This window comes from Streptomyces sp. NPDC098789, from assembly GCF_044759975.1.
Taxonomy (GTDB): Bacteria; Actinomycetota; Actinomycetes; order Streptomycetales; family Streptomycetaceae; genus Streptomyces.
In genome coordinates, this window is the sequence record NZ_JBIWAJ010000004.1 from 539,122 (window position 1) to 556,591 (window position 17,470).

Annotated in this window: 13 protein-coding genes; 5 read left to right on the plus strand and 8 right to left on the minus strand. The window is 73.6% G+C overall.

Annotated elements, in window-relative coordinates:
* Positions 1 to 15: 15 nt before the first annotated feature.
* Both ACIQWR_RS12555 and ACIQWR_RS12560 read right to left on the minus strand, forming a co-directional pair.
* Positions 16 to 2,286 carry a HelD family protein gene (locus tag ACIQWR_RS12555; RefSeq protein WP_404007430.1) on the minus strand — a complete coding sequence of 757 codons (2,271 nt, stop codon included), beginning with the start codon at positions 2,284 to 2,286 and terminating at the stop codon, positions 16 to 18.
* 180 nt (positions 2,287 to 2,466) lie between these two features.
* Positions 2,467 to 2,901 (minus strand): SH3 domain-containing protein, encoded by a 435-nt coding sequence (locus ACIQWR_RS12560; protein WP_404007433.1) that lies wholly within the window; start codon positions 2,899 to 2,901, stop codon positions 2,467 to 2,469.
* A gap of 194 nt (positions 2,902 to 3,095) precedes the next feature.
* Between ACIQWR_RS12560 and ACIQWR_RS12565 the strand changes: the two genes are divergently transcribed.
* Positions 3,096 to 4,802 (plus strand): aspartate:alanine exchanger family transporter, encoded by a 1,707-nt coding sequence (locus tag ACIQWR_RS12565; RefSeq protein WP_404007435.1) that lies wholly within the window; start codon positions 3,096 to 3,098, stop codon positions 4,800 to 4,802.
* 15 nt (positions 4,803 to 4,817) lie between these two features.
* Here the strand turns inward: ACIQWR_RS12565 and ACIQWR_RS12570 are convergent, their stop codons facing one another.
* A complete protein-coding gene (locus ACIQWR_RS12570; protein ID WP_404007438.1) occupies positions 4,818 to 6,089 on the minus strand; it encodes a Gfo/Idh/MocA family protein in 1,272 nt (423 codons plus the stop codon).
* Positions 6,090 to 6,572: 483 nt separating this feature from the next.
* Between ACIQWR_RS12570 and ACIQWR_RS12575 the strand changes: the two genes are divergently transcribed.
* Both ACIQWR_RS12575 and ACIQWR_RS12580 read left to right on the plus strand, forming a co-directional pair.
* Positions 6,573 to 7,205 (plus strand): NADPH-dependent FMN reductase, encoded by a 633-nt coding sequence (locus ACIQWR_RS12575; protein WP_404007528.1) that lies wholly within the window; start codon positions 6,573 to 6,575, stop codon positions 7,203 to 7,205.
* A 153-nt stretch (positions 7,206 to 7,358) separates the two neighbouring features.
* Positions 7,359 to 10,787, plus strand: coding sequence for an endo-alpha-N-acetylgalactosaminidase family protein (locus ACIQWR_RS12580; RefSeq protein ID WP_404007441.1), 3,429 nt, complete (start codon positions 7,359 to 7,361; stop codon positions 10,785 to 10,787).
* A gap of 46 nt (positions 10,788 to 10,833) precedes the next feature.
* Here ACIQWR_RS12580 and ACIQWR_RS12585 read toward each other — a convergent pair whose 3' ends face one another.
* From ACIQWR_RS12585 to ACIQWR_RS12595, 3 genes are all read right to left on the minus strand, one after another.
* Entirely contained in the window at positions 10,834 to 11,655 is an 822-nt protein-coding gene (locus ACIQWR_RS12585; protein ID WP_404007531.1) for an AraC family transcriptional regulator, read from the minus strand.
* Between the two features lie 181 nt (positions 11,656 to 11,836).
* Positions 11,837 to 12,802: an isopenicillin N synthase family dioxygenase gene (locus tag ACIQWR_RS12590; RefSeq protein WP_404007444.1), complete on the minus strand. Its 966-nt coding sequence runs from the start codon at positions 12,800 to 12,802 to the stop codon at positions 11,837 to 11,839.
* On the minus strand, positions 12,799 to 13,899 hold the full coding sequence (locus tag ACIQWR_RS12595) for a PHP domain-containing protein (protein WP_404007447.1): 1,101 nt from the start codon (positions 13,897 to 13,899) through the stop codon (positions 12,799 to 12,801). Before ACIQWR_RS12595 ends, ACIQWR_RS12590 begins: the two co-directional genes overlap by 4 nt.
* 147 nt (positions 13,900 to 14,046) lie before the next feature.
* On the opposite strand from ACIQWR_RS12595, the gene ACIQWR_RS12600 reads away from it, so the two are divergent.
* Positions 14,047 to 14,418 (plus strand): cupin domain-containing protein, encoded by a 372-nt coding sequence (locus ACIQWR_RS12600; protein ID WP_404007450.1) that lies wholly within the window; start codon positions 14,047 to 14,049, stop codon positions 14,416 to 14,418.
* On the opposite strand, the gene ACIQWR_RS12605 is transcribed toward ACIQWR_RS12600, so the two are convergent.
* Positions 14,400 to 14,831 carry a PaaI family thioesterase gene (locus ACIQWR_RS12605; protein WP_404007453.1) on the minus strand — a complete coding sequence of 144 codons (432 nt, stop codon included), beginning with the start codon at positions 14,829 to 14,831 and terminating at the stop codon, positions 14,400 to 14,402. The genes ACIQWR_RS12600 and ACIQWR_RS12605 overlap by 19 nt on opposite strands.
* A 50-nt stretch (positions 14,832 to 14,881) precedes the next feature.
* On the minus strand, positions 14,882 to 16,897 hold the full coding sequence (locus ACIQWR_RS12610; RefSeq protein ID WP_404007456.1) for an FAD-dependent oxidoreductase: 2,016 nt from the start codon (positions 16,895 to 16,897) through the stop codon (positions 14,882 to 14,884).
* Between the two features lie 179 nt (positions 16,898 to 17,076).
* On the opposite strand from ACIQWR_RS12610, the gene ACIQWR_RS12615 reads away from it, so the two are divergent.
* Positions 17,077 to 17,229: a hypothetical protein gene (locus ACIQWR_RS12615; protein ID WP_404007459.1), complete on the plus strand. Its 153-nt coding sequence runs from the start codon at positions 17,077 to 17,079 to the stop codon at positions 17,227 to 17,229.
* The last annotated feature ends 241 nt before the right edge of the window (positions 17,230 to 17,470 follow it).

Genomic DNA, 17,470 nt, shown 5'->3' on the forward strand with positions numbered 1-17,470 from the left:
CGGCCCCGGACCGGCTCAGCCCAGCCCGGCCGGGAGCCGGCCCGTGTGCAGCACGCCCAACACCTGCGTGGCGCGCGTCAGCGCCACGTACAGGTCGCTGGACGCCAGGTCCGCGGGCTCGACCACGATGACCGTGTCGAACTCCAGCCCCTTGGCCTGGCGCGGGTCGAGCAGGACGACCGGCCGGGTCAGGTCCGGCTCCTCCCCAGGCCGTACGTCCACGTCCGTGGCGGCCAACGCCGCTGCCAGCGCCGCGTGCAGCGGCCGGGGCGCGATCACCGCGAGCCGGCCCTGCGCCGCACCGTGCTCGGCGACGGCTCCGGCGACCGCGCCCGGCAGGTCGTCGGCTTCCCGGACCCAGGGCGCGACCCCGGTGGAGCGCACCGAGCGGGGCGGTTCGAAGCCGGGGTGGTGGGCCCGCAGCACGGCCGCCGCGAGCTCCATCACCTCGGCGGGCGTGCGGTAGTTGACCCCGAGCCGGGCCAGCTCCCAGCGATCGCCGACGTACGGCTCCAGGATCCGCTCCCAGGAGCCGCAGCCGGCCTCGTCGCCCGTCTGCGCCGGGTCGCCGACCAGGGTCATCGAGCGGGTGGGGCAGCGGCGCATCAGCAACCGCCAGGCCATTTCGGAGAGTTCCTGGGCCTCGTCGACGATGACGTGTCCGAAGGCCCAGGTCCGGTCGGCCGCGGCGCGCTCGGCCGCGCCGCGGTGGTCCTCCTCCTCCTGCCGCTCGGCCATCCGCTCGGCGTCGATGAGGTCGTGGGCGGCGAGGAACTCGCTCTCCTCGTCCTCGAACTCGTAGGACTCCGAGCCCTGCGAGAGGTCGAGCACGCCCTGCGCGTACGCGACGCGCCGCTGGCGGTCTCGCTCCTCGGCGGCGCGCAGCGCGCTGTCGTCGGTGCCGAGCAGCTCGGCGGCCTCGTCCAGCAGCGCGACGTCCGCCGGGGTCCACGCGCCCTCGGTGCGCCGGACCAGGTCGGCCTCCTCGGGTGCGAGGTGCGTGGGGTCGGCGAGGAAGTCGGTGATCAGCCGCTCCGGGGTGAGGGAGGGCCACAGGACGTCGATGGCGGCGTGCACCGCGCCGCTGGTGGCGATCTCCTTGCCCAGTTGCGCGACGTCGTCGGGCCCGAGCAGGTTGGGGCCGCCGTACGGGTCGGCGCCGAGCCGGTCGGCGAGCTGCTCGGTGAGCGCGTCGATGATCCGGAAGGCGAAGTAGGGGCGGGCGAGGTTGTGCGGCAGGCCGGTGGCGCGGGCCCGGTCCCGGGCCTCGTGCGCCATCGTGCGGTGCAGCAGCAGGGTCCCGTAGTCGTCGTGGTCGATCTCCAGCGCGGCCTCGGGGACGGTGTCCGTGTCCTCGCCGAGCCCCGCGGGCACGTGCTCCGGCAGCGTCTGACGGTCGCTGACGACCCGGGCCAGTACGTCGGCCATCGCGGCGCGGCCCTTGACGGCCGCGGCGCCGGGCCGGTCGGCGGCGGTGGCGTGCACCCCGGGGAAGAGCTCGCCGAGGGTGGCGAGCAGGACGCCCGTCTCGCCCAGGGCGGGCAGCACCTGGCCGATGTAGCCGAGGAACGCGGGCCCCGGGCCGACGATCAGGACGCCGCGCTTGGCGAGCAGCTCGCGGTGCGCGTAGAGCAGGTACGCCGCCCGGTGCAGGGCGACGGCGGTCTTGCCGGTGCCCGGGCCGCCCTCGACGACCAGCACGCCGCGGTACGGCGAGCGGATGATGCGGTCCTGCGCGGCCTGGATGGTGCGCACGATGTCGTGCATGCGGCCGGTGCGGGCGGCGTCGAGCGCGGCGAGCAGCACGGCGTCCGCGTCGGCGCCCTCGTGGCCGGTGCGCTCGGCGTCGGTGAGGTCGAGGATCTCGTCGTGCAGGGCGGTGACCTGCCGGCCGCGGGTGGTCAGGTGGCGCCGGCGGCGCAGCCCCATGGGGTGGTGGCCGGTGGCGAGGTAGAAGGGGCGCGCCACCTCGGCCCGCCAGTCCAGGACGAGGGGGGTGCGGTCCGCGTCGTCCTGCCGGATTCCGATGCGGCCGATGTGGTGGTCACGGCCGTCGGAGAACTCCAGCCGGCCGAAACACAGGCCGTTCTCGCCCGCGTTCAGGGCGGAGAGCAGCCCGGATTGTTCGGCGACCATGACGTCGCGCTCCAAGCGGGCCTGGAAACCGGTCCCGATGTCGCGCAGGGCGCCCCGTACGGTGCGTTCGGCCTGTTCGCGCAGGTCGTCGAGGCGGTCGTACAGCTCGGTGATGAATTGCTGCTCATTCTCGAATTCCGTGGTTGACAATTCCACTCCCGACGCGATACAGTGTTCCCATAAGCTTGTTCATGGCTTCCGCATGCCCCACGAGGCATCGAAGTCGTGAATCATCAAATATACGCAGAGAAATACCCCGGTCGTCAATCCGACCGGGGTATTTCTTTTATGCGGAACCCAGACGCTTCAGGCCTTCAGGAGCTCGACCGATCAGAGCCGGCACCACTTCACCGGGGTCAGGTCCTTGACGTAGCGCGCGGCGACCCACGCCTCCACCTTGGTGTTGAGGCGGTACCAGAGGTGGTTGTCCCCGACCTTCTCGCCGCGCTCCTTGCAGAGGATCTCCAGCTTCTGGTGCGGGTGGACCCGGCCCAGGTCGCGCGAGTGGGTGGTCGGCCTGCTGCGGACGGTCAGCGGGCCCTTCGAGATGACCTTGCCGAGCGCGTACTTGTGCTCCGGGTACTTCTCGGGCTCCGGCGTGGCGCCCGGGTGACGCGCACCCCACTGCTCGTTGGACATGATCTGCGTCGCCGGACCCTCGTCCGCCACCGCGGCGCCCGCACCGCTCAGACCGAGCAGCAGACTCCCCGCGGCGAGGGCGAGGACCGTCCTGGTGGGCTTCGACGTGATCGAGGTGATCGACATGAGCGGCTCCCGTGCGAAGACTTCCGGCGACCCGTCCGGTCGCCCGGGACGACTATGGCCCGCCTCCCCCGCCGGCCCCCGCCCGCCGCGCGCGTCCGATCGGGTGGACCCGACCGGCCGGCGGGGATCCGTCGCCGCCCGGCCCGCGGGGCACACGGAAGATGGGCGGACGCGGACCGGGGAGGCGGACGTCCATGGACTGGCTGCGCGCGCACGTCTTCGAGCCGTACCCGGAGCTACTGGTCTTCCTGACCGTCGCCGTCGGCTTCCAGATCGGCCGGATCCGCTACCGGACCTTCGCGGTCGGGGCGGTGACCGGCTGCCTGGTCGCCGGGCTGCTCATCGGTTCGCAGACCCACGTGGAGATCACCGGACCGATCAAGTCCGTCTTCTTCCTGATGTTCCTCTTCGCCCTCGGCTACGACGTGGGGCCCAAGTTCTTCCGCTCCCTGCGCAAGGACGCCGCCCCGCAGGTCCTCCTCACCCTCGTCGTCTGCGTCAGCGGACTCGCCGTCTGCTGGGGCCTGGCCCACCTGCTCGGCTACGGGCCCGGGCTGGCCGCCGGACTGCTGGGCGGGGCCCTCACCCAGTCCGCCGTCATCGGGGTCGCCGCCGACACCATCGGCCAGCTGCCCGGCCTCGACACGGCCGCGTCCCAGGAGCAGGCGCACCTCGTCGCCGTCGCCTACGCCGTCACCTATCCGCTGGGCACCGTACTGCCCGCGATCCTGCTGCCCACGGTGTTCCCGCGGCTGCTGCGCCGGGACCTGGCCGTCGACAGCGCGCTGCTCGGCGCCGAGCTCGAAAGCAGCGGGCCGGATCCGGACCTGGACGCCGGCAAGGGCTACTACCAGCACGTGCTGCGCGCCTACGACGTGGACGTGGAGGGGTTCGCGGGCCGCGGCATCGGCGAGTTCGAGGCGGAGCAGCGGGAGTTGGACCGGCGGATCTACATCACCCGGGTGCGGCGGGACGGGAAGGTCATCGACCACGACCCGATGACCCTGCTGCGGCTCGGGGACACCGTCGCCGTGAGCGCCGTGCGCGGGGACCTGGTCGCCTTCGACGCGCGGACGCACATCGGCATGGAGTCCGACGACATGGAGCTGCTGGGCTACCGGACGGAGACCCTGCACATCGTGCTCACCGACCGCGCCTACGACGGCACCACGATCCGGACCCTGCGCCACGCGGACTTCATGACCGGGGTGTTCATCGTCAGCCAGGAGCGCGCGGGGGCCGAGCTGCGGATGGGACGGGGCAACGCGCTGCGCCGCGGCGACACCCTGGTGATCACCGGACCGCAACCGCTGGTGGAGACCGCCGCGGCGCACCTGGGCACGGCGGTGCCGACCACCTTCGCGACCGACATGGTGTGGATCGCCAGCGGGCTGTTCATCGGCGGGTGCATCGGCATTCCGGCCCTGCACGCGGCGGGCGCCCCGCTGTCGCTGTCCACCTCGACCGGGGCCCTGTTGATGGGGCTGGTCTTCGGTCACGTCCGCAGCAAGCGGCCGACGTACGGGAACCTGCCCTCGGCGGCGCAGTGGCTGCTCGGCACGCTGGGGCTGTGCATGTTCGTGACCATCGTCGGGCTCAACGCCGGACCGAGCTTCGCGAGCGGGCTGGTCCGGGCGGGGTGGCCGCTGCTGGTCGGCGGGGCGGTGGCGACCTCGGTACCGCTGGTGGTCGGCTTCGTCTTCGGCCACTTCGTCCAGCGCATCCCGCTGCCGACGCTGATGGGCGCGCTGTCCGGGGCGCAGACCACGACGGCGGCGATCGGCGCGCTGAACGAGCGGGCGCGCAGCCAGATCCCGGGGCTGGGGTGCACCGTCCCGTACGCGCTCGGCAACGTGCTGCTGACCCTGTGGGGTTCGGCCATCGTGCTGCTGACGGGCTGAGCCGCGCGGGCGCGCTCACTGCGGTACGTCGACGGGCGCACCGAGGGCGCGGGCGCGCTCGGCGGCCCAGACCAGGCGGTGCGTCGCCAGGCTGGTACGGGGTCCGGAGAGCAGGAGGTCCGCGTCGCCGGTCGCCACCGCGGCCAGGAACGCCTCGGTCAGGGCCAGGTCCCCGCCCCCGTGGCCGCCCTGCGGCGACCCCCCGGCGGGTGCGACCAGCTCCTCGCGGCCGGTGCGGAAGTCGGTGACGCGCAGGGTGGCGCCGTCGCCCTCGATGTGGCCGTGGGTGCCGAAGAGCCGGGTGCGGCGGTCGCCCATGGGCGTGAAGGCGCTGACGGTGAAGGTGGCGGTGGCGCCGTCGGCGAATTCCATCACGACGACCTGGTGGTCGGCCGCGTCGTTGTCGCAGGCGTACACGCAGCGGCCGTACGGCCCGGTGCGCAGTGCTTCGCGCACGGCGGCCGCGGTCGGTTCGGGCGTCACCGCGGACAGCGGCCAGAACTCGCGGCGCGGATCCCCGAGGCAGTCGAGGTAGAGGCGGGGCGCGGAGTAGGGGCAGTCGGGCTCGACCGCGCAGTCGGTGCAGCGGGCCGCGGCGCCGGGCGGGGCGCCCTCGGGCCGGAAGTGCGTGCGGCGGCCGTAGGACATGACCGTTGCCGGGGAACGGCCGAAGAGGTGCACGAGCCAGTCGAGGTCGTGGCAGGCCTTCGTGAGCAGGAGCGGGCCCGAGGTGTCGGAGCGGCGCCAGTTGCCGCGGACGAAGGAGTGCGCGAAGTGCCACCAGCCGACGGGCTCCAGGTGCTCGGCGCCGACGAGGCGGCCGATCCGGCCCTCGTCGAGGAGCGCTTTGAGGGTCCGGGAGTAGGACGTGTAGCGCAGCACGTGGCAGACAGCGAGGAGGACGCCGTGGCGCTCCGCGGCGGCGGCGATCCGCTCCGCCTCGGGCTCCTCGGCGGCCATCGGCTTCTCCACCAGGAGGTGGTGGCCGGTGGCCGCCAGGGCGACGGCGGGCCCGGTGTGCATCCGGTCCTGGGTGGCGATGATCGCGGCGTCGGCGTGGCGGCCGGCGGCGGCCAGGGCCCGCCAGTGCGGGTGGACCCGGTCGGGCGGGACGCCGAACTCGGCCGCGGCGGCGGCCCGTCGGATCGGGTCGGGCTCCGCGAGGGTGGTGACGCGGCCGGCGCCGGTCGCGTGCGCGTGCCGGGCGTAGGTCAGGCCGCGCAGGCCCGCTCCGACCAGGGCCAGGGTCACTGGCGTGGCCGGGGGGTGGTGGGGGTGCGGTGTCATGCGGGGCTCCTGTGACGGGGGGGGGACGGGGGTACGGGGGTACCGGGTACCGGGGTACGGGTGTACCGGGTACGGGGTACGGGTTGTGCTGGCTGCGGATCGGTCGGGCCGGTGCGGCTCGTGGGGCCTCCGGCGGCGCCTCAAACGCCGGCGGGGCTGGATTCGGTGGGGCCCGGGGGTCTGCGGGGGCGGATCGGTCCGGCCGGTGCGGCTCGTGGGGCCTCCGGCGGCGCCTCAAACGCCGGCGGGGCTGGAATTGGTGGGGCATGGGGTTGCTCTGCCCTGGGTGGGGGGTGGTGAAGCACGGGGCGCTCGGCGCGGTGGGGGCGGGGGCGGGGGGCGTCGCCGTATTGTCGGCGCGGGGAGGGTCCGGGGTCGTCCGGCCACGGGATCACGCAGCGGCAAGGAGCAGCAGTGGCGCCGACCGACCCCCTCCACTTCCCCAAGGACCCCGCCGGTCCCGAGGGCCGGGGCCACGAGCCCCTGCACGTGTTCGTGCTCTCCGGCTCCTCCCGCACGGGCTCGGTCAACGCCCGCCTCGCGGCGCTGGTCGCGCAGCTCGTCGTGCGCACGGGGGCGACCGCGGACCTCGCGCACATCGGTGACTTCCTGATGCCCCCGTACGACGGGGACGACGAGGCCGAACAGGGTCCGCCCGCCGCCGCCGGCGCGCTGCGCGACCGGCTGGACGCAGCCCAGGCACTGGTGATCGCCTCCCCGGAGTACAACGCGTCGGTGCCCGGGGTGCTGAAGAACGCGGTCGACTGGGTGTCGCGGCTGCGCCCGCAGCCCTTCAAGGACAAGCAGGCCCTGCTGGTCTCGGCCTCCCCGTCGCTGGTCGGCGGCAACCGCGGCCTGTGGGCACTGCGGGTCCCGCTGGAGCACCTCGGGGCGCGCGTGTACCCGGACATGTTCAGCCTGGCCATGGCCCACCAGGCGTTCGGGGCGGACGGCGCGCTGACGGACGCGGGGCTGGGCGAGCGGCTCGGGTCGACGGTGGACTCGTTCCTCGACCTGGTCGAGGCCGACACGCGCTACCTGAGCCTCCAGCGCCGCTGGTACGAGTTCCTGGGTGACCGCAGCGACGCGACGGTCACGGCCCGCGCGCAGGACTAGGGCGCGCCGGCGCCGTAAGTCCATGACAGCACGCGGGTTTGTCCATGGGCCTGCCGCGGCAGCGGTCCGCAAGCTGACGTGATCAGCGAGCGGACGGCCGGCCTCCACGTCGTGCGGTTCCGCGCGCAGGAAGCGCCGACTCCCGGAGGTCCGATGCGCACCCCCCTCTGGCCGGCCGCAGCCGCGGTGGCCGGCCTCGTCGCCACCCTGGTCGTGGCCGTGCCCACCGCGATGGCGGCGACGCCCGTCACCCTGACCTCGCCCGAGCTGTCCGTGAGCGTGGACCCCGCCTTCCCCCGGGTGATCGGCTACACCCGACGTGCGACGGGTGACGTGCTGAACGGCAACGAGGACCCGCTCTCCGCCGTGGTGGTCAACGGGACCACCTACACCCCGACGGTGACCTCCACCGCGGGGGCGTCGGGGATCGACTACGTCATGTCGTTCTCCGGCGTGACCGTCAAGTCCTCGCTGTCGGTGACCGGTTCGGTGGTGGACTTCAAGGTCACCTCGATCCAGGACACGGCCGCGCTGCGCGTGCGCAGTTTCTCGATACCCGACCACACCCTCGTCAGCGTGCGCAGCGACCAGCCGGGTGCCGCCCTGTCCACGGCCTCGATGTACACGGCCACCACCGGTACGGGCGACGCCTTCACCCCGGTCACGGCGAGCACGCCGGTCGACGCGACCGCCAAGACGGTGATGTACGGGTTGGTGAACACCGGGAAGCTGGCCGCCGCCATCGACACCAACGCCCGGTACGACCAGCCGTCCGGCCCCACCGCCCGCGAGAACGGGCGGATCAGCGAGCGGGTCACCGACAAGGGGTCCTACCGCCGGGCAGGCCTGTGGAGCGGGGACTGGCTGTACCGGCCGAGCGGCGCTCCGCTCGACGATCCCGAGCCGCTGCCGTACGCGCGCGTGGCGATCACCGCCGACCGCAACGCGGACGCGGTGGTGGACTGGCAGGACGCGGCGATCGCCTACCGGGACGTGTGGACCCCGCCGACGGGCTGGCAGCAGACCGCGGACCGGGTGGTGCAGCGGATCCCGTTCAACTTCGCCTCGGCGGCCACCCATCCCTTCGCCGAGACGCTCGACGAGACCAAGCGGGTGGCCAGGGCCACCGACGGCCTCGGCCAGTTCGTGCTGCTCAAGGGGTACGCGTCGGAGGGGCACGACTCGGCGCACATGGACTACAAGAACATCGGCTCGAAGCTGGGCGGCGCCGCCGGTCTGAACTCCCTGATCACGGCCGGGCACGCCTACAACGCCGACTTCGGCGTGCACATCAACGCGACCGAGGAGTACCCGGTCTCGGCCACCTTCGACCCGGCGCACCAGAGCGGCGGCCTCGGCTGGGACTGGCTGGACCAGTCGTACTACGTCGACACCCGCAAGGACGGCCAGTCGGGCGACCGGCTGAAGCGCCTCCAGGACCTCAAGGCCGCGGCTCCCGGACTGGACTTCCTCTACGTGGACGTCTGGTACGGCGACGGGTACGTGTCGCGGAAGCTGGAGCGGGAGATCGGCTCGCTCGGCTACCAGTTGGCCACGGAGTTCCCCAACACGCTGACCGAGCAGTCCCTGTGGCACCACTGGGCGGCTGACGTCGACTACGGCGGCAGCGACCTCAAGGGCATCAACTCGACCATCACCCGCTTCATCGCGAACCACGCCAAGGACGACTGGATCGCGCGCAATCCGCTGCTCGGCGGCGCCGAGGTCACCGCCTACGAGGGCTGGCAGGGCAAGAAGGACTACGCCGCCTTCCTGAACACGACCTTCGCCACCAACCTGCCGACCAAGTACCTCCAGGAATCGCCGATCGTGAAGTGGACGGCCGACACGGTCACCCTCGCGAACGGCACCTCGGTCACGACGGCCGGTGGCGCCCGGAAGATCACCACGGCCGGGCGCACGGTCCTGGACGGCTCCGCGTACCTGCTGCCGCGCGACGGGAAGCTCTACCACTGGAACGACAAGGCCGCCTCGACGACCTGGACCCTGCCGGCGGGCTGGAGCGCGCCCAAGCTGTACCAACTGACCGATTCCGGCCGCCGGTTCGTCAAGGACCTGCCGGTCACGGGGGGCCGGGTGACCATCGACGCCGCGGCCCGCACCCCGTACGTCGTCACCGACGGGGCCGCCCCGGCGCAGGGCGACCCGCAGTGGGGCGAGGGCACCCCGGTGAAGGACCCGTCCTTCTACTCCGGCGACCTGAACGCCTGGAGCGTCACCGGGGCGGGCGCCGCGGTGACGCGCAACGCCCAGGGGCAGAACGAGCTGACCCTGGCCGCGGGCGCCGCGCCCACCGTGTCGCAGCAGCTCACCGGCCTGACCCCGGGGACCTACGCCGCCTCGGTGTGGGTCTCCACCGCCACCGGGCGGGCCGCCACCCTCAAGGTGTCCCCCACCGGGGGCGCGGCCGCGTCCGTGTACGCCGACTCCTCGCCGCTGGTGAACAACCTCGGCGGCAGCGAGAAGAACGGCACGAGGATGCAGCGGATGAGGGTGTTCTTCGACGTGCCGGCGGGCCAGTCCACCGCCACCCTCCAGCTGTCGGCCGCCGCGGGTGCGGGCACCGTCGTACTGGACGACGTCCGCGTGGTGCGCAGTGCGCGCACCCCGCTCGGCGGGCACTGGTTCACCGAGGACTTCGAGAACGTCGACGCGGGCTGGGGGCCCTTCGCCTTCGGTGGCGCGGGTGGCTCGGCGACCGATCCGCGCACGCACATCGCCCAGCGCAACGCGCCCTACACGCAGGCGGGTTGGAGCGGCAAGCTGGTCGACGACGTGATCGGCGGCCAGAATTCGCTCAAGTCGCACGAGGAGCGCACCGGCTTGGTCTACCGCACGCTGCCGCAGACCCTGCGGCTGGTGCAGGGGCGCTCGTACAAGGTGAGCTTCGGCTACGAGAACGGCTTCGCGGGCGACTACCAGTTCGTCACCGGCGCCGGGAGCACGGAGAGCGCCACCGCGCTGGGCCAGGCCCGGACCGCGACCACCTTCACCAGGACCTTCACGGCCGGGGCGGACGCCTGGATCGGGATCCGGAAGGTGAGCGCCGAGGACTCGCACAACGAGGCCGACTTCGTGCTCGACGACCTGGCGGTGGACGACCTGGGCCCCGCGGGCGGCGGTGAACTCCTGGTGCCGCAGTCGCAGATGAGCGTGAAGGCGGTGGACAGCGAGGAGACGGCCGGCGAGAACGGCCGGGGCGCGAACGTCCTCGACGGGGACCCGGCCACGATCTGGCACACTCAGTGGTACCGGGCCACCGCGCCGATGCCGCACGAGATCGCCCTGGACCTGGGGGCCGCGTACGACGTCTCGGCGCTGCACGTCCTGCCGCGGCAGGGCCAGAGCAACGGCCGGATCGCGGACTACCAGGTCCTCACCTCCGCCGACGGGGTCACCTGGAGCGCTGCGGCGGCGGGGACCTTCCCCGACACCGCGGCGCAACAGGACGTGGGCTTCACGCCCCGCTCCGCGCGCTACGTCAAGCTCAGGGCGACGCGGGAGGTGGCGGGCAACGCCTGGACCTCGGTCGCCGAGCTGAACGTCGGCTACCGGCCCTGAACCGTCAGGCCTGGTGCGTCGGGCCTGGTGCGTCGGGCATGACGCATCAGGCCTGCGCCGGCTGGCTCGGCAGCGACTGCTGCTCGCGGAAGCGACCGGGGGCCACTCCCACCCGGCGGCTGAACAGGCGGCTGAAGTAGGCCGCGTCCTCGTAACCGACCCGCCGGGCGACTCCGGCGACCGGCAGGTCGGTGCGGGCGAGGAGTTCCTTGGCCCGGCTCAGCCGGATCCCGAGGAGGTACTCCTTGACCCCCTCGCCGGTGCTGCGCCGCACGGCGCCGCGCAGTTCGTGCAGCCCCATCCCCAGACGCGCGGCGTGCTCCGCCACCGAGATCGGCAGGAGCGCGTCGCGCGCGAGGGTGTCCATCACGGCGTCCCCGTGCCGGGAGACCTCCGCACGGGCGTAGCGCAGGGCGACGAAGAGGCCGTGGACGGCGGCCGCGGCCTCCACGTCGAGCAGCGGGCCGCCGCGCCGGGCCGCCCGGACGATCCCGTCGATGACGTGGCGCACCCCGGCCGTCTCGGTCAGCGGGACCACCGGCCGGTCCGGGGTGATGTAGCCGAGGTCGGTGTACGCCTCGACGCTGCGGCCCGCGAAGTCGACGAAGCCCTCGTCCCAGCCGGTGGCGGGGTCGGGCCCGTAGTGGTGCACGACTCCGGGCATCAGCCACAGCAGCGCGGGCGCGACCACCTCCTGCGGCGCCCTGCCGCCGTGGCTGAACCAGCCGCGGCCCGCCGTGACGACCACGGCGACGTGGTGGTCGAGGACCCGTGGCCCGACGACGGGCAGCGCGCCCCGCTGGAGGCCGACGCCGAGGCAGACCAGGCCGAGGCGGCGGTGGTTGGCGGTGGGCGCGAAGTACCGCATCCAGCTGCTGTAGGGCGGCGGACCGGACGGCGTCGGCGTGAGCTCGGGCGTGGGGGCGGGCGTGGACTCGGGCGTGGGGGCGGACATCTGCGGATTGTGATCCACGACCGTGCGCGCCCTCAAGGGGCCCGCTCCCGCCACCGCGGCGGACGCCCCGGCGGCGCGGGCGCCGACGGCCGGGTCAGGCGACGGTGATCGCGTCGAGTTTCGCGCGCAAGTAGTGGTGGGAGTCGACCGGTTCGTGGACCACCCGGCCGGTGGGGGCGGGCAGGGATTCCACCCGGGTGTGCGGGTCGCACTCGTAGAAGTAGACGAGGGAGACCAACTCCTCCGCGGGCGCTTCGGCGGGCGGTGGCAGCACGCGGTGGCGGCCCGCGCGCCAGCGGTCCCCGGTCCAGCGGGCCATCAGGTCACCGATGTTGACGGTGAGGGCGGCCGGGTCCCAGGGCGCGTCCTGCCAGCCGCCCGCGTCGGTGTGGATCTGGAGCCCGCCCGCGCCCCGTTCGCGGTCCAGGACGGTCACGGTGCCGAAGTCGGTGTGCGCGCCGATGCGGAACTGGCCGGGCAGGGGCGGTCCGGTGTGCTCGGCGCCCGGGTACCAGTTGACGTTGAAGCCCCAGGTGGGGTGGCCCGTGTGGCGGGTGAAGAGGTCCGGGCCCGCGCCGAGGGCGAGCGCCAGCAGTTCCAGCAGTTCGTCGGAGAGGGCGCGCATCCGGCCGAGGTACTCCGTGACCAGGGCGTGCAGTTCGGGGACTTCCGCGGGCCAGGCGTTGGGGCGGAACCACTCGGCGTCGACGGCCGGCCGGCCGGTGGGTTCGTCGGCCGCCCAGGACCAGGACTCCTTGAGGTCGGGCGGGGAGGGGGCGCCCTCGGCGTAGCTGTTGGCCTCGGCGCCCGGGCCGAGCCAGCCGCGATCGCCGACGGCCACGGCGTAGGGCTGCTTGGTGGTGGCGGGCAGCCGGAAGAAGGTGCGGGCGGCCGCGCGGATCCGGGCGGGCAGGGCGGGGTCGATGCCGTGCCCGGCGACCAGCAGGAAGCCTGCTTCCTGGAGGGCCCGGTCGACGCGGTCGGCGGTACGGGCGCGGGCGTCCGGGCCGTCGGAGCGCCAGGGCCCGAGGTCGATCACGGGGACGGGCGAACGCGTCATCTGCGGCCTGCTTTCCGGTCGGTGCCCGGGGCCGGTCGGTGCCGGGCACGGGAGGGCGTCACGGGGGGACGGCGGGTGCGGGTCCATGTTCGCAAGCCGTCCGCCGTCCAGGTGTTGACGACGCGCTCGGCGCTCACCCCGCATTCCACGGCCCGTTCGCAGCCGAGCGGCTGCCAGTCCAGCTGGCCGGGCGCGTGGGCGTCGGTGTCGATCGCGAAGAGCGTGCCCGCGGCCACGGCGCGGCGCAGCAGTCCGCGGGGCGGGTCCAGGCGCTCCGGCCGGCTGTTGATCTCCACGGCGGTGCCGGACGCGGCGCAGGCCGCGAAGACGGCGTCCGCGTCGAAGGTGGACTCGGGTCGGGTCCGGCCGGTCACCAGGCGGCCGGTGCAGTGGCCGAGGACGTCGACGAGGGGGCTTCGGACGGCCGCGAGGAGGCGGCGGGTCATGGCGGCCGGTTCCATCCGGAGCTGGGAGTGCACGGAGGCCACGACGAGGTCGAGTGCGTCCAGCAGCTCCGGTTCCTGGTCCAGGCTCCCGTCGGCGAGGATGTCGCACTCGATGCCGGTGAGCAGCCGGAACGGCGCCCAGGTGGCGTTGAGTTCGGCCACCGCGGCCAGCTGTTCGCGCAGCCGATCCGGGGAGAGTCCGCGGGCGACGGTCAGCCGCGGCGAGTGGTCGGTGAGGACCGCCCACTCGTGGCCGATCTCCGCGGCGGCCCGCCCCATGTCCTCGATGGGGCTGCCGCCGTCGGACCATTCGGAGTGCAGGTGGCAGTCGCCGCGCAGGGCCGCCCGCAGGGCGGCGGCCGCCGGGCTGGGCGGCGGTTCGCCCTCGGGATGGGCGGCGACCTCGTCCTCCAGCGTCCGGAGGTAGGCGGGGACCGTCCCGGCGAGGGCCTCCTCGATGACCCGGGCGGTCTTGGGCCCGATGCCCTTGACCGCCTCCAGGGTGCCCGCGGCGGCCCGCTCGGCCGTCTCCCGGGGGCCCATCGTGGTGAGGGTCCCGGCGGCGCCGCGGAAGGCGCGCACCCGGTAGGTGGGGGCCTGTGCGCGCTCCAGCAGGAACGCGATCCGGCTCAGCGCCGCCACCGGGTCCATGCCCCACCTCCTGCCGTCGGCCTCCCGCCGTCATCGCCGCGCGGGGGCCCGTGACCCCAGTCTGGCAAGGGACACGCGGTCGAGCACCCCGACCGCGCGTAGGCTGGGACGTGGACTCGGGTGCGCTCCGCCGGGAGGCGGTGGATCATGACCGGACTGGTGTACCGGAGCTTTGACTCCGCGGACGAGACGAGGCCGTTCGAGGACGGCAAGGGCAGGCTCGACCTGTTGCAGACGGACGGCGGCCCGGTGGGACGCGCCGTGTTCGAGCCCGGCTGGCGCTGGTCGCAGCACATCAAGCCGCTGGCGGGCACGGAGAGCTGCGAGTCGGCGCACACCGGGTACATCGTGAGCGGCCGGATGAACATCGCGATGGACAGCGGCGAGAGCGCCGAGGTCGGCCCGGGCGACTTCATTCAGATCGCGCCCGGGCACGATGCCTGGGTGGTGGGCGACGAGCCGTGCGTGGCCTTGGACTGGACGGGTTACGGAAACTACGCTCAGCCCAGCAGCGCGTAGACCGTGGAGGCGGTCGCCGCGGGTTCCGTGGCGCCCTCGGGGGTCATGGTGACGTCCGCGAAGGCCATCCGCTTGCCGAGCTTGGTGACGCGGACGCTGACCAGGACGTCCGTGCCGACCACCGGGCGCTGGAAGCTGGTGGACTGCTGGACCGTGGTCATCGGGCCGTAGGCGCCGCGCGCCGCGGAGATGGCGATGACGGTGGCGGTGTCGGCCGCGGCCATCAGGGCCTGGCCGCTGAGGCCGCCGCCGTCCCGGGCGAGCCGCTCGGACCAGGGCAGGCGCAGCACGGTCCGGTCCGGGCCGCTCTCCTGGACGACGAGGCCGAGGTCGAGCACCCAGGGGGCGAAGTTCTCGGCGAGGATCTTCTCGCCGTCGGCCGGGGTGAGGGGTGTCTGTGTCACAGGGTGCATTGTGGCGGCCGGGACCGGCCGCCACAACACCTCGGTGCGCGGGCGAACCGTCAGAGCGTGGCGGCGAGTTCGGTGCCCTGGCGGATGGCGCGCTTGGCGTCGAGTTCGGCGGCCACGTCGGCGCCGCCGATGAGGTGGGCGTCGATGCCGGCCGCGATCAGCTCGTCGAACAGGCCCCGGCGCGGCTCCTGTCCGGTGCACAGGACCACGGTGTCGGCGGGGATCAGGCGCTGTTCGCCGCCGACGGTGATGTGCAGGCCCTCGTCGTCGATGCGGTCGTAGGCGGCGCCGGCCACCGAGACGACCCCGCGGTGCTTGAGTTCGGCGCGGTGGATCCACCCGGTGGTGGTGCCGAGACCGGCGCCGACCTTGGTCTCCTTGCGCTGGAGCAGGTGGACCTGGCGCGGGGAGGCCGGGCGGTCGGGGGCGGCCAGCCCGCCGGGGCCGCTGTACGTCGTATCCACGCCCCAGTGCCGGAAGTAGACGGCGGGGTCCTGGCCGGCGCCCTCACCGCTGTCGGTGAGGTACTCGGCGACGTCGAAGCCGATGCCGCCGGCGCCGACGACGGCGACGCGCTCGCCGACGGGCGCGCCGTCGCGCAGCACGTCGAGGTAGGTGACGACCGAGGGGTGGTCGACGCCCTCGATGTCGGGGGTGCGGGGGGTGACGCCGGTGGCGACGACGACCTCGTCGTATCCGCCCAGGGCGGCCACGTCGGCGCGGGTGTCGAGGCGGACGTCGACGGCGAGGCGCTCCAGCTGGGTGGCGTAGTAGCGGATGGTCTCCTCGAACTCCTCCTTGCCCGGGATGCGGCGGGCGATGTCGAGCTGGCCGCCGATGTGGCCGGAGGCCTCGTAGAGGGTGACGGCGTGGCCGCGCTCGGCCGCGGAGACGGCGCAGGCGAGTCCGGCCGGCCCGGCGCCGACGACGGCGACGCGCTTCTTCGACCGGGTCGGGGAGAGGACCAGTTCGGTCTCGTGGCAGGCGCGCGGGTTGACCAGGCAGCTGGTGATCTTGCCGCTGAAGGTGTGGTCGAGGCAGGCCTGGTTGCAGCCGATGCAGGTGTTGATGGCCTCGGGGCGGCCGGCCGCGGCCTTGGCGACGAAGTCGGCGTCGGCGAGGAAGGGGCGGGCCAGCGAGACGAGGTCGGCGCGGCCGTCGGCGAGCACCTCCTCGGCTATCTCCGGGGTGTTGATGCGGTTGCTGGTGACGAGGGGCACCGAGACCGCGCCCATCAGCCGCTTGGTGACCCAGGTGTAGGCGGCGCGCGGGACGGAGGTGGCGATGGTGGGGATGCGGGCCTCGTGCCAGCCGATGCCGGTGTTGATGATGGTGGCGCCGGCCGCCTCGATCTCCTTGGCAAGGTGGACGACCTCGTCGAGGGTGGAGCCGCCGGGGATCAGGTCCAGCATGGAGAGCCGGTAGATCAGGATGAACTCGGCGCCGACGGCCTCGCGGGCCCGGCGGACGATCTCCAGCGGGAAGCGGACGCGGTTCTCGTACGAACCGCCCCAGCGGTCGGTGCGCCGGTTGGTCGCGGCAGCGGTGAACTCGTTGATCAGGTAGCCCTCGGAGCCCATGATCTCGACGCCGTCGTAGCCCGCGAGCTGTGCGAGGCGGGCGGCGCGGACGAAGTCCTCGACGGTCTCCTCGACCTCGTCCTCGCTCAGCGCGTTCGGGACGAAGGGGCTGATGGGGGCCTGGAGGGCGCTGGGGGCGACCAGGTCCGCGTGGTAGGCGTAGCGGCCGAAGTGGAGGATCTGCATCGCGATCTTCCCGCCCTCGGCGTGCACCGCGTCGGTGATCACCCGGTGCTCGGCGGCCTCGGCCTCGGTGGTGAGGCGGGCGCCGCCCTCGAAGGGGCGGCCCTTGTCGTTGGGGGCGATGCCGCCGGTGACGATGAGGCCCGCGCCGCCGCGGGCGCGCTCGGCGTAGAAGGCGGCGAGGCGCTCGAAGCCGCGCTCGTGCTCCTCCAGGCCGGTGTGCATCGAGCCCATGATCACGCGGTTCGGCAGGGTGGTGAAGCCGAGGTCCAGCGGGCTCATCAGGTGCGGGTACTGGCTCATGCGGGGGCGCCTCCTCGCGCGGGGGTGATGACCCTGTTGTAGCGAGCCGCCGGACCTTTTGCAACTAGGTGCATAACAACGGCGGGGTGCTGTGGGTCCCGACATCGCGGGCCTTTCGGCCCTGCCGGGTGGGACTTGTGGCGGACCTCACGCCCCGAGGAATGGCAAAAAATGAGGGAATGCCCGCTCTTCCAGCCCCCGGCACCGGCCGCCGCGGCCACGCCCACGGCCCTGCCGACAGCCCGGCCGACAGCCCGGCCCGCTCCCGCTCCCGCGTGCTGCGCACCGCCGCCGCGGCCACCGTCGTCACCACCGCGCTGATCGGCTCCTGAGGGGGCGTACCCCGCCGTCCGCGCTGAGGTGGGGGTCAGTGCCGGAGGTGCGGTGCTCCCGCGGGCGCCGACCGCGGAGCGCGGAGCGCGGAGCGCGGAGCGCGGTGGGAAACCTCGGCTCAGCAACTCATCATCGAGTGGCCCTCGGCCTAGTAGTGCTTTGTTACCTGGTGTCGTAGGGCTGCCACGGGGTGGGTTGTCGGCAGGTGGGGCAGGTGCCGGTCCAGGTGGCGATGAGGTG